Genomic DNA, 15,858 nt, shown 5'->3' with positions numbered 1-15,858 from the left:
CCGCCGACCGGCTTCGCGTCGACCTTGACCCGAATCACCCGCCATCCGGTCAACACGACGGCCAGGGCGAGCCCGATCATCACCCCGTGCAGCAGGTTGAGGAAGACGACGCTGACCGCGGTCACGACGTACACGGCGAGATCCCCGTGCTTCATTGCCGTTTCGATGTGTGCCGGCTTCAACAGCTGAATACCGATGACGATCAGCAGGCCCGCCAGCGCCGCCGTCGGGATCTGCTCGACCAACTCCGCGAACGGAACCGTGAACAGCAGGATCCACACGCCGTGCATGATCGAGGAGGCGCGAGATTTCGCGCCCGCATTGACATTGGTTGAGCTGCGGACGATTACACCGGTTACCGGAAGCCCGCCGATGGTCCCGGACAGGAAGTTAGCGGTGCCCTGGCCGATCAACTCGCGGTCGAAGTCGGTGCGCGGGCCGTTGTGCATTCTGTCCACCGAAACCGCCGACAGCAGGCTTTCGACGCTGGCGATCAGCGTGACGGTGATGACGCCGATGGCCACGGCGCCCCAGTTGCCGTGCGGAATGTCGGGCAGTCGCAGCGCATTCAGGGGCGACTCGTCGATCTCGATCCGTCGCACGTGGAACGGCAGGACCAGCGAGACGACCGTCACCGCAACGATGGCCACCAGGGGTCCCGGCACGAAGCGCAGCCGAGCCGGCACCCAGCGCCAGGCGATCAAGATGACGATCACCAGCGCGCCCAGCAGCGCCCCGGGCCGATGCGCATCGATGATCTGGCCCGGCAGGCCGATCAGGTTGTGCCAGGCCGTGCTTTTGGATTTTCCGCCCAGCAAGACGTGCGCCTGCTGCAGCGCAATGGTGATCCCGATTCCGGCCAGCATGGCGTGCACGACGACCGGTGAGATCGCCAGCGCGGCGCGCGCAACACGACTGAGCCCCAACAGAATCTGGAGCACGCCCGCGGCGGCAGTGATCAGACACGTTACGCCCCAACCGAAGTCGGAGATAAGGCCCGCGACCACCACCGTCAGGCCGGCGGCGGGACCGCTCACCTGCAGCGGCGATCCGCCGAGGGACCCGACAATGATTCCCCCCACGATCGCGGCGATCAGCCCCGCCAGCACCGGAGCGTTCGAGGCGATCGCGATCCCCAGCGACAACGGCAGTGCGACCAGGAAAACCACCAGGGACGAGGGCAGGTCGTGTCGGAGGATGGATCGTATGCGTTCCATTTGAATGTCTTGCATCGGTCGCTTTCCACTCGTTGGGTGTAAGCGGGGAATGTTCCGAGCCCCGTAACTGCACTTGGCTACGTCGGCGTAGCTTGTTGGCGCACAGGCGATTACAACTGCGCGATCCGGCCGTCAGGGCCTGGCTGCCTCGTTAGACGGTATTGGCGCGACGAAGCGCGGGTCAAGCCGCCCGCGCGGGCGCATATGGAATGCAAATAATTTCGTTACGAGTTGTTTGGTTGACGAATCAGAAGCCCGACCCGTGGACTTCGTGCCCCGGAACCTCGACCATCAGGCCGCGGTAAGCCTGCTCGACGGTCGAGCCGTGGTTGATCACCGCGTCGACCTCGCGGGCGATGGGCATGTTCAGGCCAAACTCATTGGCGAACTCGGTGATCACGCTGGCGGCCTTGACGCCCTCGGCGACCTGGTTCATCGAGGCGATGATCTCGTCGATCGGCTTGCCGGCGCCGAGCTGCTCGCCCACGTGGCGATTGCGGCTGCGCTGGCTCGTGCAGGTCACGATCAGGTCACCGAGCCCCGCCAGCCCCGGGAAGGTGTCGGGATTGCCACCCATCGCCACCCCGAGCTTCGTCATCTCGCGCAGCGCACGCGCGATCACCAGCGCGCGGGTGTTCTCCCCGATCCCCAGCGAATAGCCCATCCCGACGGCGATGGCGTAGACGTTCTTCAGCGCACCAGCCAACTCGACGCCGATGACGTCGTCGGTGGTGTACACGCGGAACCGCCGGGTGCGGAACAGGCCCGACAGCCGGGTCGCAAGGTGTTGGTCGGGCATCGCAAGCACCGCGGCGGCGGCGTAGCCCTCGCCCACCTCGCGCGCGATGTTCGGCCCGGCGAGGATTCCTGCCGGGTGGCCGGGCAGCACCTCCTCGATGATCTGCGACATCCGCATGTTGGTGCCCTGCTCGAGCCCCTTGACCAGCGACACGACCGGCACCCAGGGCCGCAGCTCCTTGGCCAGTTCGGTGAGGACCCCCCGGAAGCCATGCGAGGGCACGCCCATGACGACGACGTCGGCGCAGCTGGCGGCCTCGGCAAAGTCGCTGGTCGCGCGCAGCGTGGAGCTCAGTTCGACGCCCTCGCCGAGGTAGCGCGTGTTGCGATGGTTGTCGTTGATGTCGTTGGCGGTTTCCTCCGAACGCACCCATTGCAGCGTTGGCCCGCGGCGCGCGCAGATCGATGCGACGGTGGTCCCCCATGATCCGCCACCCAGAACGACAACGTTGGGTTCACGCATAGCCATGGCGATCACAGTATTGCCGCCATCGGAGATTTAGAAGCAGTTCACCAACTGTGCGTTTCTCGGAACCAAGGACCCGACGGCAGGGGACTTCCGCCCCTACTTCTGCCGCCCGGCATGCCCGATCGTCAAGGGACAGGTTCATACGAGGAGGATGCATGTCCGGACGCGCTCGTTGCGGCCGCGTGTCCGCATTGCTGTCGGCGGCCGCCCTTGCCGTGTTGGTCGGCTCGCCCGGGATCGCGGCGGCCGACGACGGCCGTCCGCGCGTCAACCCGGAGGAACGGGCGGCGGCCATGATCCGGCCGGCGGTGATGTACCTCGCGGGCCAGAGCTACGGCGCGGTCCGGCTGCCCGACGGCCAGATCCTGTCTCAGTTCGGCCCCGGTACCACCATGCCGTTCATCGCGATCTGGAGCTGCACCGGCTTCGTCGTCAACCCCGACGGCTGGGTGGCCACGGCCGGACATTGCGTCGATTCCGAGAGCGCCAAGCTGCTCATCCTCAAGCGCGCGGCCAAGGAATACGTCACCCAGTTCCCCGACGCGCCCGAATCGCGGGATCCCGCCACAACCCTGGACTGGCTGCGCAAGAACGCGCGGGTCGAAGGGGACAACCCCGACCGGGGCCCCGAAATCAGCCTCGCGTTGTCGTACGGCACCGGAACCAAGATCGCCGGCAAGCTCGCGGCCAGCGTGGTGGATTTCCGGCCGCTCGGCAAGGGCGACGTCGCCCTACTCAAGGTGGACAAGCACAACATGCCGTCGTCCGAGCTCGCCACCGACGCCGACGTCAGCATCGGCACATCGGTTCTGGCGGTGGGCTATTCGCAGAGCACCGAGAACGTCACCGGTCCCTCGCTGGACCCGACGAACAAGAGCGGCAAGGTCAGCAAGAAGTCGACCATGGGTTCGGCCGCCGAGTATGAGATCGATGCCGCGGTCTCGGAGGGCATGAGCGGTGGCCCGACCGTCGACCTCAACGGCAAGGTGATCGGCATCAACAGCTTCGCCCCCGTTGGCGAACCGCAGGCGTTCAACTTCGTCGCGCCGGCCGACGGCCTCGCCGCGGTGATGGCGAGCAAGGGTGTCAAGGCCTCGCTGGGGCCCGCCGACGCCTATTACCGCAAGGGCCTCAAGCATTATTACGCGGGCCAATACACCGAGGCGATCGACGACTTCGACCAGACGCTGTCGATGTCACCCGACTATCCCGGGCTGGCCGATCTCCGCACCAGCGCGGCCAACCTGCGCGAGCAGCACGGTGACTTCTCGGTGCTCAGCGGCGCAAACCTGTTGTGGTACATCGTCGGTGGCGTCGCGCTGGTGCTTGCCGCGGGCGCGGGATTTACGTTCCTGGTGGTGCGAAGGCGCCGGCCGCTGCTACACCCGGTCAGGATCTCGGGTTTCCGGCCGTTTACGCGCAAGCCCCCGGAACCGCCGACAGAGACCGAACCGCACTTCTGCTCGAGTTGCGGGGCCGAACACCACCCCGCCGAAACGTTCTGCCCCAATTGCGGGACGCGAATTCAACCCGCGAGCGACGCCCGGTCGGCCGCGCGGCCGAACACCATCGACTCCTCGATGCGGTCGAAGCGGTAGTCGAGGGCGTCGGCGAAGTAGTTCTGCCGCACATTCCACGGCCGACGGGTGCCCGACTTGGGCAGCGCATGACCCGACCGCTTCACGTAGTTGGCCTTGATGTCCCAGGACGGCTTGACGTCCATCGGCTCGTTGCCGCGGTGCGGGTAGGCGTGCGTGTAGCCGTGGGAAGCCATGTGCGCCATCAGCTTTGCCGTCGCGCGGGCGGTGATATCGGCGCGCAGCGTCCACGACGCCTTGGTGTAACCCACGCACCAGAACAGGTTGGGCACGTCTTCCAGCATGTGCGCCTTGTAGACGAAGCGGTCGCGGTGATCGACCGGTTCGCCATCGAGGCTGATGGCGGCCCCGCCCAGCGCCTGCAGCTGCAGGCCGGTCGCTGTGACGATGATGTCGGCGTCGAGGTGTGCACCGGATTCGAGCACGATCCCGGTGGCATCGAAGTGATCGATGCGGTCGGTGACCACCTCGGCGCGGCCGGCTTTGATCGCGTTGTAGAAGTCGGCGTCGGGAATCAGGCACATCCGCTGGTCCCACGGGTTGTACCGCGGCTTGAAATGGACGTCGACCGCGTAGCCGGGGGGCAGCTTGCTGATCGCCCGGCGCCGCAGCAGCCACCGCACGAAACCCGGTGCCTTGCTGGACAACAACACGAACACCGCCTCCATCAGCGCGGTGTGAATCCGGAGCACCAGGTGAGAGACCTTGCGCGGCAACAGCTTACGAGCGACGGGGGCGACCTTGCCGTACTTGGACGCCGAGACCAGATACGTCGGCGATCGCTGCAGCATGGTCACTTTTCCCGCGCGCTCGGCAATCGACGGGATCAGCGTGACGGCGGTCGCCCCGCTCCCGATGACCACGACCTTCTTGCCGCTGTAGTCCAAGTCCTCGGGCCAGCGCTGGGGATGCGCGACGGTGCCACCAAAGTGCTCAATGCCGGGGAACTCGGGCATGTAGCCCTCGTCGTAGTTGTAGTAGCCGCTGGCGAAGAACACGAAGCGGCTTCGCAGGCTCTTGCTGGCCCCGTCTTGTTCGACCGTCACCGTCCACATGTCGATGGACGAGTCCCAATCCGCCGCGCGCACACGGCTGTTGAAGCGGATGTGGCGGTCGATGCCGTACTTGCGCGCGGTCGCGCTCAGATACTCGCGGATGTGGCCGCCGTCGGCGATCCCCTCCTTCCGGTTCCACGGTTCGAACGGAAACGCCAGGGTGAACATGCTGCTGTCGGAGCGAACGCCGGGGTAGCGGAACAGGTCCCAGGTGCCGCCGATCTGCGCCCGGCGCTCCAGGATGGTGTAGGTCGCGTCCGGGTTGCGCTCGGTGATCCGGTAGGCCGCGTCGATGCCGGAGATGCCCGCGCCGACGATGATGACGTCGAACTGGTCCACCTGCTGCGGAGTCACCGTCATTGTGGACCTCGCTTGGAAAGCCAACGCCGCGAGCCTAACCGCGCTGCGAAAAATGGCGCGAAATTTCGCAGTGGCGTTAGGCTCGCGGATCCGATGGGGGCGTGCATACCTATCGATAGTTGACGAACTGCAGCGCCACGTCCAGATCGGCTTGCTTGAGCAGCGCGATAACGGCCTGCAGATCGTCGCGCTTCTTGCTGCTGACGCGGACCTCGTCGCCCTGGATCTGCGTCTTGACGTTCTTGGGGCCCTCGTCGCGGATCAGCTTGGTGATCTTCTTGGCGTTCTCGCTGCTGATGCCCTGCTTGAGGGTCCCGCTGACCTTGTACGTCTTGCCGGAGGCCTGCGGCTCGCCCGCGTCGAAGGCCTTCATCGAGATATCGCGGCGGATCAACTTCTCCTTGAAGACGTCGACGGCGGCCTTGACCCGCTCCTCGGTGGACGACGTCAGCTCGATGGCCTCGTCACCCTTCCACTCGATCTTGGTGTCGGTGCCGCGGAAGTCGAAACGGGTGGCCAGCTCCTTGGCGGCCTGGTTGAGCGCGTTGTCGACCTCCTGCCGATCGACCTTGCTGACGATGTCGAACGATGAGTCCGCCATTCGATCCGTCCTTCCTCGGGTGATAGCCGTTTGTGCCTTGTCTACCCGTTCGTTGTAACCTGTCTGGCGGCAGGTTGCCCGAGCGGCCAATGGGAGCGGACTGTAAATCCGTCGGCTTACGCCTACACAGGTTCGAATCCTGTACCTGCCACCAAGGTCAGGGCCTACTTGCGCGGCCGCGGGGCGACGTTCACAACCCTCCGTCAATCCCGGTGAAGGCGGCTGCGTACCGGGAGTGGAGAACAGCGGTCTCGGCGCAACCTGCGAAGCCCCGGCTAACTCGACGCGTTTCATTGCGCTGAGCAACGGCGAGCCGACTGGAGGTCGCCACCATCGGATTAGTGCATGCGCGCGCTGCCACCGAGGCCGATCTCGAGGACGCTGCCGGTGATTACTCCGGGATCGGTGACCAGGTACACGACCCCGCGGCTCACGTCCTCGGGTTGCAGCCACGGCTGAGGTATCGGGTTGGCCCTCATCATCCGGCGCACCAAATCGTCCGGAACCTCGTCACTTTCGGAGGGCTGAACCATCGGTGTCTGGGTTGTCGTCGGGCACACCACGTTCACCGTCACACCCTCTTTGGCGACCTCGAGGGCGACGGATTTGGCCAGGCCGATGATGCCCCACTTGGTGGCGTTGTATGCCGCCAACTCGGGGATGCCCATCCTGCCTCCCATCGAGGACGTCACCACGATCCTGCCGAAGCGCTGCTGTCGCATCACCGGGATGGCCGCGCGCAGCGTGTGAAATACACCGGTCAGGTTGGTGTCGAGCAGCTGTTGCCAGACCTGGTCGCTCACCTGCTCCAGGGGACCGGTGCTGACGATGCCGGCGTTCGCCACCACAATGTGCAGGCCACCCATGTCTGTCACCGTCTGCCGCACCGCGGCGTCGACCTGTGCCGAGTCGCGCACGTCGAGAGCTATTGGGAGGCAACGCTTGCCGAGCTCTTCGACTCGCTTGGCCGTGTCTCGCAGGTCGTCCTCGGTGCCGAGGGGGTAGGTCAGGTCCACCATCGGCCCGGGCGCATCGGCGGCGACGATGTCCGCGCCTTCGGCCGCCAGTGCCAGGGCGTGCGCGCGCCCCTGTCCCCTTGCCGCTCCCGTGATCAGCGCCACGCGCCCGTCCAATGCACCCATAGCGGGCAACGGTAACCGCAAACCGGGAGCGTTGACACCGGCTGGTTAGGTAAGGCTAAGTTGGATGGGTCTGTCGCTGCCGCCGCACGAAGGAGCTAGCCGAGGGTGACCGAAACAACCACACCGGTGGCCGACGCGTCGGACCAGCCGCCCGGATCGGTTTCGCGCCGCGGCCGGTGGCTGCGCTGGGGACTGCTGACGGTGTGGGGCCCGGGCCTGGTCGTGATGCTGGCCGACACCGACGCGGGGTCGCTGATCACCGCGTCGCAGTCCGGCGCCCAATGGGGCTATCGGATGGTGCTGCCGCAGCTGATCCTGATGCCGATCCTCTACGTCGTGCAGGAAATGACGGTGCGGCTGGGCATCGTCACCAAAAAGGGGCACGGCGCGCTGATCCGGGAACGGTTCGGCCGCTTCTGGGCGTGGATTTCGGCGTTCACGCTGTTCGCGTCGGCGATCGGGGCGCTGCTCACCGAGTTCGCGGGCGTCGCCGGGGTCGGAGAGCTGTTCGGCGTCTCGCGCTGGGTGAGCATCCCGATCGCGACCGCCGCGCTGCTGGCCTTGGCGCTGACCGGCAGCTACCGGCGCGTGGAACGCATCGGCCTCATCATCGGCTCGGCCGAACTGGCGTTCCTGGTCGCCATGGTGATGTCGCGGCCCGAGCCCAAAGCCTTTGTGGAGGGCCTGAAGTCGATGCCGCTGGGCAACTCGTCGTATCTGCTGCTGATCGCCGCCAACGTCGGGGCCGTGATCATGCCCTGGATGGTGTTCTACCAGCAGGGCGCGGTCGTCGATAAGCACCTGTCGGTGGCTACGATCCGCCAGGCGCGCCACGACACTGCCGCCGGCGCCGTGCTGACCCAGCTCATCATGATCTCGGTGGTCGTCACGGTGGCCTCGACGATCGGGGCCCACGGCGGCGAGACCGCGCTGAACACAGTCGGCGACATCGCCAACGCGCTCACGCCGTACCTGGGCCGCGTCGGCGGCACGGTCCTGTTCGGGCTGGGCATGCTGGGCGCGGCGCTGGTCGCCGCGATCGTCGCGTCCCTCGCCGGCGCATGGGGGCTGTCCGAGGTCTTCGGCTGGAAGCACACCCTCAACCAGCGGCCCAACCGCGCGACCGCGAAGTTCTACATCACGTACGGCCTCGCGCACGTGATCGGCGCCGCGCTCGTGCTGGCCAGTGTCGACCTGGTCAACCTCGCCGTCGACGTCGAGGTGATGAACGCCCTGCTCCTGCCCATCGTGTTGGGCCTGTTGCTGGCCCTGGAATCCCGTGCGCTGCCCGAGGAGTGGCGCATGCGCGGTCCCCGCAAATACATCGCCTGGGCCCTGTGCCTGGTCGTTATGGGCTTCGGGCTCTACATGGTCCCGCAGGCCCTCGGCTTCACCTAGCCGGTGTGCGCCGGGTAGGCGTGCACGAGCGCGCTGTCCAGCCGGGGCACGGCATGGGTGAGCTGGTGTTCGGCGTCGTGCGCGATGCGGTGGGCGTCCTCGAGGCTGGTGGTGGGATCGATGTCCAGCTCGGCGTCGGCGTGCAGGCGGTGCCCGATCCAGCGCATCCGGACCCTGCGCACGCTGCGGACGCCGGGGCGCGCGGCCAGCGTGGCTTCGGCGGTGTCGATGAGCTCGGGGTCGACGGCGTCCATCAGCCGGCGGAAGATGTCGCGCACGGCGCCGCGCAGCACGGCCAGGATCGCCACCGTGATGACCAGGCCGACGATCGGGTCGGCCAGCGGGTAGCCGAGGGCGACGCCGCCGGCGCCGAAAAGCACGGCGAGCGAGGTGAATCCGTCGGTGCGGGCGTGCAGGCCGTCGGCGACCAGGGCGGCCGACCCGATCCGGCGCCCGATCCGGATCCGGTACAGGGCGACGACTTCGTTGCCGAAGAAGCCGATCACGCCGGCGGCCGCGACCCAGCCGACGTGCTCGATCGCGACGGGGTGGATCAAACGCAGGATGGCTTCGTAGCCGGCGATGATCGCCGAGAGCGTGATCATGCCGATGACGAACAAGCCGGCGATGTCCTCAGCCCGGCCGTAGCCATAGGTATAGCGCCGCGTCGCCGGGCGGGTGCCCAACGCGAACGCGACCCACAGTGGGACCGCGGTCAGCGCGTCCGAGAAGTTGTGGATGGTGTCGGCGGCCAGCGCGATCGATCCGGAGACGACGGCGATGACCACCTGCACAATCGCGGTCGCGCCCAGCCCGACCAGGCTGACCTTGACCGCCCGGATGCCGATGGCGCTGGATTCCAGGGCGGTGTCGACGCTGTCGGCGGCGTCGTGGCTGTGCGGCATCAAGAGCTGCGCCACGACGCCCCTAATGCCGTGGGCGTGTTCGTGCCCATGGTCGTGGCCATGGCTATCTGCATGCATACGCAGATAATAAGTTATTGTGACGGCGATCGCGAACTCGAGTCTGCGGCAGCGCCGGGGCGAAAGCACGGGCCGATCGGTTTCGTTGTGCTGCTTGCAATTCGATGAGCCCGCCCGACTGCGGCGTCGACACGAGTAAGTCCTCGGCTGCCCTACAGGTGCGCCGCGAACATCAGCGCTGTGCCTGCCGCGGTGAACGCCTGGTATATCGGTTCCAATCGCGCGACCAACGTGGCACGCGGTTCGGGATGCGTTCGCCGCGAAGCGATGTAGCGGCAAGGCCAATACAGCGCCACAACCGCGAACCCGAAGGTGGCGATCAAATTCACCGGTCCGGCTACGCTCGAGGACAATTGTGGTGCCGACATCTCCAGTGCGGGACCGTTGATGTCCATCCCGGACGAATCCATGGCCATGGAATCCGGCATTGCGAGGTTTGGCTGGTGATCGCCGCTCATCCCCGCGTACATCCATGCCATCGCCGTCATCATCACGGCGTAGTAGGAGTTGGTCACTCGGTCGCGGGAAACTCGGCCGGCCAGACACGCAAACCACAAGGCCGCCAAGAGGAAGAAGGCAATCGGCCCGGCGCTCGGCAATTCCATTCCGGCGTGCCAGGCCATCAGGATCATCGCCGCCGACATGGCCAGGTGTAGAAGGTGGTTGACAGCGCTCGTCCACCGACCGCGTTGCGCGACAAGGGTATACGAGTACGTTGCGATGCTGACACCAAAGAGTGCGGTGACGATCCATCGCACGACGTCGCCCATCAGCATAAGAAAATAGCTGAGGCCCCGACGGGGTCGAGGCCTCAGCTAGGAGTGATCAGTCGTTGCAGGTGCAGTCCGGATGGCCGCACTGGCAGCCGGCCGATTGAGTGCACGCGGAGGTACCGCACGCACAGCCAGTTGATTTGCAGGCACAGTTTCCAGTTTCGTTCATGGCCGTGACGGTACCCCCGTAGGGTATCTGTGGTCAAGCGTCACGAGAACATGACCTGCGGGTGTCGCCCAGGTGTCGGCGCGCTAGGGTGTTCCGGCCGGCGTCAGCAGACAGGCCGGCAGGAAAGTTGAGCATTTATGACCGCAGCAGCGGATGCGCCGGCGCTGGAATCGCGGGTCGGCCACTACTACCAGATGGACGGCACCTACGTGGTCGGCCGCGAGAAGGTGCGCGAATACGCCCGCGCGGTGCAGGACTATCACCCGGCGCACTGGGATGTCGCCGCCGCCGCCGAGCTGGGCTACTCCGGGCTGGTGGCGCCCCTGACGTTCACGTCGGTCCCAGGCATGACCTGCAATCGCCGGATGTTCGAGTCGGTGGTTGTCGGTTACGACACCTACCTGCAGACCGAAGAAGTGTTCGAGCAGCACCGCCCGATAGTGGCCGGCGACGAGCTGCTCGTCGACGTCGAGCTGACGTCGGTGCGCCGGACCGCGGGCCGAGATTTCATCACCGTCACCAACACCTTCACCGACGCCGACGGCGAGCGGGTGCACACCCTGCACACCACCGTCGTCGGCATCACCGCCGAAGACGTCGATCCCGCGATCAAGCTGGCCGTGCCGAAAATAATGATGCACGACGTGGACATCGTCGCGATCGGTGAAGGCGGTGCCGGATACCAGAAGACGGTGCGCCCCGAGGGCGAGGTTCGGGTCGCGCAAGCTGGCGCCACCCGCACGCCGGGCACTCCGTCCTTCGAGGACGTGAAGGTCGGCGACGAGCTACCGACCCACCACACCCGACTGTCCCGCGGCGACCTGGTGAACTACGCCGGCGTGGCCGGCGACGCCAACCCGATCCACTGGGACGAGGGCATCGCCAAGCTGGCCGGCCTGCCCGACGTCATCGCGCACGGAATGCTCACCATGGGCCTGGGGGCGGGATTCGCCTCGGCGTGGACGGGCGATCCCGGCGCGGTCACCCGGTACGCGGTGCGGCTGTCCCAGCCCGCGGTCGTGTCGGCCGCCGAGGGCGCCGACATCGAGTTCACCGGGCGGATCAAGTCCCTGGACCCGGAGACCCGCAGCGGTGTCGTCGTGGTCGCGGCGAAGTCCGGTGGCCAGAAGATCTTCGGGATGGCGACGCTGAACGTCCGCTTTCGCTGACTCAGAACCAGGGACCGGGGAAGTGCCCGTCCTGGTCCTGCACCATCACGATGTCCTTGCAATCCCCGTTCAGGGCGGCGGCGTTCTCGCCGCGGCACACCAGCGTCCAGCCCGAGATCCGCGCGAACGGCCGGACCGACCACGTCGTCGCGACCGGATCGGCGGCGGGCAGGGCCAGGACGGCGTATGTGTTGCCGACGTTCGTGATGTAGAGGTGGTCTTGGAAGTACGCCAGTTTCGCGATCGACATCTTCTTCGCGTCATCGCGCGTCTTCAACAGATCCCAGTGCTGGGTGCGCAGGTTCCACACGCCGAACCCGAACTGTGAATTGTCGGATTTGAGGGCGTCGACGAATAATTTCCCGTCCGACAACGTGGCGGACAGCCCGCCGCCGGAAACCCGATCCGAATCGCCAACCTTGATAAGGGATTTCGCGTTCAGGTCGTAGAACATCGTCGACACCACCGGGGGGTTGTAGGAATCCCAGTGGGTGATCTTCACCAGTGCGTCCGGTCCGTCCGACAACTCGCCGTCGACGGTCCAGATGTCGTTGTCCTGATAGATCGCTTCCCCGCTCGGCCGGCGCAGCTCCGCTCCCGACGCCTTGGCCGCGTCGGTGTTGCGCTGGAACGACAGCACGTCCTGCCACACCCGGCCGGGCTGCGGGTCGTTCCACATCATCGACAGATCGGTCCCGGACAGGATGACGGTGCGCGGTGGTGATGCGGCGCTGTGCCCGTCGGTGAACGCGTTCACCCATGCCACACCGGTGGCGGTCGCCGCCAGACCCCACTCGTTCGCCGCCGTCAGTTTCAGGTCGGGCGTCGGCGGCGCCAGCTCCTTGGTCACCAGGGGCTGGCTCGTCTTGAGGTCGAAAGCGTAGGCCGTGGCCTTCGTGGCTTCGGGTTGCGGCCCCTGCTTGGTCGTCGTCACCACGTAAACGACCCTCATGTTGTCGGCCGTCCCCGTCAGCGCGCAGATACCGCCCGTCAGGGTCTCGCCGGCCGGGACCGTGGGGACGCCCGGCACGACGTACTGACCTGTCTTGGTGTCGAACACCTTGGGGCGAATGTCCTCGAGCGCCGACTTGCGCTCCACGAATTTCTCCGGGCACCCCACGTAGGCCGTCCCGCCGTAGCTTTTCCAGTCCCTTTCCAACGGGCCCGTCACCGGGGGCGGCGCGGGCGCCGCGTTGGCCGTGGTCGACGAGGTGGAGCTCGAGGTGGTCGGCGTGGCCGCGGGCGGGTCCGCCGTTGCCGAACAGGACGCGAGGACGGCGCAGCCGGCCGCCGCCATCAGGGCAAGCCTGTGTGCGGGCAGAGTCCGCCCCCGGATCCCACGCATCAACAAAACCCCCGTTAAGTTCCTGTAACCACCGAGCGTAAAGCCGGCCCGGACCGACCGCGAATTGTGCGCGGGCGTCTTGCTCACACGTGGTACACCAAAAGTCATGAGCAGCCTTGCCGACGAGACCCGCTGGATGGACGCCACGGACCAGGCGGAGCTGGTGGCAAAGGGCGAGGTCACGCCGGGTGAGCTGCTCGAGGCGGCGATCGAGCGCATCGAGCGGTCGAACCCGGCGCTGAACGCGGTCGTCATCGAGTGGTTCGATCACGCCCGGGCCGTGGCCGCCGGCCCCGACCTGCCCAAAGGCCCGTTTCGCGGCGTCCCGTTCCTGCTCAAGGACCTGTACACGAGCTTCGCCGGCCAGACCATGTCGAACGGCAACGTCGCGCTGAAAGAGGCGGCGAAGATCGACGCGGCCGATACGACGCTGGTCGCCCGGTTCAAGGCGGCCGGCCTGGTGATCGCCGGGCGGACGAACAGCCCCGAGATGGGCAGCCTGCCCACCACACAGCCGCTGGCCTGGGGAGCGACCCGCAATCCGTGGGCGCTCGACCGCACGCCGGGCGGCTCCAGCGGCGGCGCCGCGGCGGCGGTGGCCGTCGGGATGGTGCCGTTCGCCAACGCCTCCGACGGGGGCGGCAGCATCAGGATCCCGGCGTCGTGCTGCGGGCTGGTGGGTCTCAAGCCGAGCCAGGGACGGATCACGACGGGCCCCGTCCGCGCCGAGGCCGGCCTGGGCGTCGAGCTCTGCCTCAGCCGCACGGTGCGCGATACGGCGCGGTTGTTGGACGCGGTGCGCGGCCCCGGTGTCGGCGACTCCGTCATCGCCCCGCCGCCGCAGCGCCCCTACGCCGACGAAGTCGGCGCCGACCCCGGCCGGTTGCGCATCGGGCTGCTCGACGTGCACCCGCGCGGTGAATTCCTGCACGACGACTGCGTCTCGGCGGTGCGCGCCGCGGCGGCGATGCTGGAGGGCCTCGGCCACACCGTCGAGCCGGCCTGGCCGGCCTGCCTCGCCGACACCTCCTTGGTGACAAAGTTCATGGCGTTGTGGGCCACCCAGTTGGCGATGGCGGCGCGGGGGTTCGGCCAGACGCTCGGACGCGAGGTGACGGCCGATGACATCGAGCCGGTCAACTGGGTGCACGTCGAGCGCGCGCAGCGGTTGACCGCGATCGACTACGCCGTCGCCCAGGAGGCGGTATGGGCTTTCCGCAGGGCGCTGCAGCAGTGGTGGGCCGACGGCTGGGACCTCCTGCTCACGCCGACGGTGGCCGAACCGCCGCTGCCCCTATCGGAATTCGAGAATGATCCGGCGCACCCGACGGCGCCCATGCGCCGTGCCGGCCAGTTCGCGGTGTTCACGCCGCCGTTCAACATGAGTGGCCAGCCCGCCATCAGCCTGCCCCTGCACTGCAACGCCGAAGGTCTTCCGATCGGTGTCCAGCTCGCCGCCGCCTACGGCCGCGAGGATGTGCTCATTCGTGTTGCGGCGCAACTGGAATCGGCGCATCCCTGGGAGTCGATTCGTCCGCCGATTCCGTGACGGTCGCGAGCAGACGCAGAATCGCACCCCTGCGGGCGAAATCATGCGATTCTGCGTCTGCTCGCGCAGAGGCCGTCCCTACCTGTCGAACTCGATGGGCAGGCTGAGCGGGCCGCTCAGGCTTACCATGGGTTTCCACGGCACCGGCCCGGCTATGCGCGGGTTGAGCAGCCGGGCCGCGATCACGTTGAGTGCCTCGGCGATCTCGCGCCGGGCCAGGTTGGCGCCCAGGCAGTAGTGCGCACCGCCGCCGAACGTCAGGATCGGCGGCGCTCCCTGGCGGGTGATGTCGACGCGGTCCGGCTCGTCGTAGACCGCCGGATCGCGGTTGGCCGCAGCGGTATTCACCAGGACCATGGTGCCGGCGGGGAAGAGGTAGCCGTCCAGCTCCGCGTCCTGGGCCACCAGCCGGAGGGTTCCGCTCGCGATCGGTGAGTGGCGCATGGTCTCCTCCACCGCGGGCATCGCCAGTTCCGGGTTTCCCTTGAGCAGCGCCCACTGGTCCGGGTGTTCGCACAGGACGTGCACCGAGGCGGCCACCTGGTTGCGGGTGGTGTCCGTCCCCGCCAGCAGTAGGCCGCCGGCCAGCATGCGCAGTTCGGCCGCGTTGAGCCGGTCGCCGTCATCCTCGGCGCGAATGAGGTCGGACAGCAGGTCGTCGGTGAGGCTGTTCCGGCGCCGGGCGACCATGTCGTCGACGTAGTCGTCGAGCTCCCGCCACGCGCGCATCACGACCGGTTCGACTTCGCGAATATCGACGGTGAAGCTGAAGGCCTTGAAGACGTCGTCGGCCCACAACGAAAATTGTTGCCAGTCCTCGCGCGGCGCGCCGAGCAACGCGCAGATGATCGGGACGGGGTAAGGGCGGGCGAGGTCGGTGACCACGTCGCAGCGACCCGCGTCGATGATTTGGTCGACCAGCTCGTTCATCACCGCGGCCATGGTGTCGTGCAGGCGCAGCGTCGCGCGGGGCGTGAACGCCTTGGACGTCAGGCTGCGCAGCCGGTGGTGCTCGTCGCCCTCCAGGCACAGCAGGCTGTTGACCACCTTGTCCCACAACGGCCCCGAGGTGACGCCCTGGACGAGCAGGTTGATGCCGGGCGGGATCAGGAACCGCGGGTCCCGAAGGACGGACCGCACCAGGTGGTAGGACAGCACCTCGGGCCCGTGCGGCCCCAGCGCGACCGGCGCCTGCCACTGCGCGGCCTGCAGGCGGGGATAGACGTCGGCGG

At 67.2% G+C, this 15,858-nt stretch carries 13 protein-coding genes and 1 tRNA gene; 5 read left to right on the top strand and 9 right to left on the bottom strand.

Annotated features, from left to right (window positions below; all coding sequences use genetic code 11):
- Both A5712_RS21450 and A5712_RS21445 read right to left on the bottom strand, forming a co-directional pair.
- Positions 1-1,232, bottom strand: a 1,232-nt coding sequence (locus tag A5712_RS21450) for a SulP family inorganic anion transporter (protein WP_068109415.1), incomplete at its 3' end; no start/stop codon positions are given.
- Between the two features lie 232 nt (positions 1,233-1,464).
- Entirely contained in the window at positions 1,465-2,490 is a 1,026-nt protein-coding gene (locus tag A5712_RS21445) for an NAD(P)H-dependent glycerol-3-phosphate dehydrogenase (RefSeq protein ID WP_152531235.1), read from the bottom strand.
- A 149-nt stretch (positions 2,491-2,639) separates the two neighbouring features.
- On the opposite strand from A5712_RS21445, the gene A5712_RS21440 reads away from it, so the two are divergent.
- Positions 2,640-4,082 (top strand): trypsin-like peptidase domain-containing protein, encoded by a 1,443-nt coding sequence (locus tag A5712_RS21440; RefSeq protein ID WP_068109405.1) that lies wholly within the window; start codon positions 2,640-2,642, stop codon positions 4,080-4,082.
- Here the strand turns inward: A5712_RS21440 and A5712_RS21435 are convergent.
- Positions 4,010-5,497, bottom strand: a complete 1,488-nt coding sequence (locus tag A5712_RS21435; protein ID WP_068109399.1) for an NAD(P)/FAD-dependent oxidoreductase — start codon at positions 5,495-5,497, stop codon at positions 4,010-4,012. The two genes, A5712_RS21440 and A5712_RS21435, sit on opposite strands and share 73 nt — an antisense overlap.
- A 109-nt stretch (positions 5,498-5,606) precedes the next feature.
- Positions 5,607-6,098, bottom strand: a complete 492-nt coding sequence (locus A5712_RS21430; RefSeq protein WP_068109396.1) for a YajQ family cyclic di-GMP-binding protein — start codon at positions 6,096-6,098, stop codon at positions 5,607-5,609.
- Between the two features lie 68 nt (positions 6,099-6,166).
- On the opposite strand from A5712_RS21430, the gene A5712_RS21425 reads away from it, so the two are divergent.
- Positions 6,167-6,252, top strand: a tRNA-Tyr gene (locus A5712_RS21425).
- A 184-nt stretch (positions 6,253-6,436) separates the two neighbouring features.
- On the opposite strand, the gene A5712_RS21420 is transcribed toward A5712_RS21425, so the two are convergent.
- Positions 6,437-7,240, bottom strand: coding sequence for a mycofactocin-coupled SDR family oxidoreductase (locus tag A5712_RS21420; protein WP_068109393.1), 804 nt, complete (start codon positions 7,238-7,240; stop codon positions 6,437-6,439).
- A 105-nt stretch (positions 7,241-7,345) separates the two neighbouring features.
- On the opposite strand from A5712_RS21420, the gene A5712_RS21415 reads away from it, so the two are divergent.
- Positions 7,346-8,638, top strand: a complete 1,293-nt coding sequence (locus A5712_RS21415; RefSeq protein WP_068109390.1) for an NRAMP family divalent metal transporter — start codon at positions 7,346-7,348, stop codon at positions 8,636-8,638.
- On the opposite strand, the gene A5712_RS21410 is transcribed toward A5712_RS21415, so the two are convergent.
- Both A5712_RS21410 and A5712_RS21405 read right to left on the bottom strand, forming a co-directional pair.
- On the bottom strand, positions 8,635-9,621 hold the full coding sequence (locus tag A5712_RS21410; protein WP_068109385.1) for a cation diffusion facilitator family transporter: 987 nt from the start codon (positions 9,619-9,621) through the stop codon (positions 8,635-8,637). The genes A5712_RS21415 and A5712_RS21410 overlap by 4 nt on opposite strands.
- Before the next feature lie 152 nt (positions 9,622-9,773).
- Positions 9,774-10,391, bottom strand: a complete 618-nt coding sequence (locus A5712_RS21405; RefSeq protein ID WP_231982192.1) for a DUF5134 domain-containing protein — start codon at positions 10,389-10,391, stop codon at positions 9,774-9,776.
- A gap of 309 nt (positions 10,392-10,700) precedes the next feature.
- On the opposite strand from A5712_RS21405, the gene A5712_RS21400 reads away from it, so the two are divergent.
- A complete protein-coding gene (locus A5712_RS21400; RefSeq protein WP_068109384.1) occupies positions 10,701-11,732 on the top strand; it encodes a fused (3R)-hydroxyacyl-ACP dehydratase subunits HadA/HadB in 1,032 nt (343 codons plus the stop codon).
- Position 11,733: 1 nt separating this feature from the next.
- Here A5712_RS21400 and A5712_RS21395 read toward each other — a convergent pair whose 3' ends face one another.
- Complete coding sequence (locus A5712_RS21395; protein ID WP_156766703.1) at positions 11,734-13,029, bottom strand: hypothetical protein; 1,296 nt, start codon at positions 13,027-13,029, stop codon at positions 11,734-11,736.
- Between the two features lie 154 nt (positions 13,030-13,183).
- On the opposite strand from A5712_RS21395, the gene A5712_RS21390 reads away from it, so the two are divergent.
- Positions 13,184-14,626 (top strand): amidase, encoded by a 1,443-nt coding sequence (locus A5712_RS21390; RefSeq protein WP_068109379.1) that lies wholly within the window; start codon positions 13,184-13,186, stop codon positions 14,624-14,626.
- A gap of 78 nt (positions 14,627-14,704) precedes the next feature.
- On the opposite strand, the gene A5712_RS21385 is transcribed toward A5712_RS21390, so the two are convergent.
- On the bottom strand, positions 14,705-15,858 hold a 1,154-nt coding region (locus tag A5712_RS21385; protein ID WP_068109375.1), incomplete at its 5' end, for a cytochrome P450.

This window comes from Mycobacterium sp. E2327, from assembly GCF_001672675.1.
Taxonomy (GTDB): domain Bacteria; phylum Actinomycetota; class Actinomycetes; order Mycobacteriales; family Mycobacteriaceae; genus Mycobacterium.
This window is presented reverse-complemented; position numbering and strand designations above follow the sequence as displayed.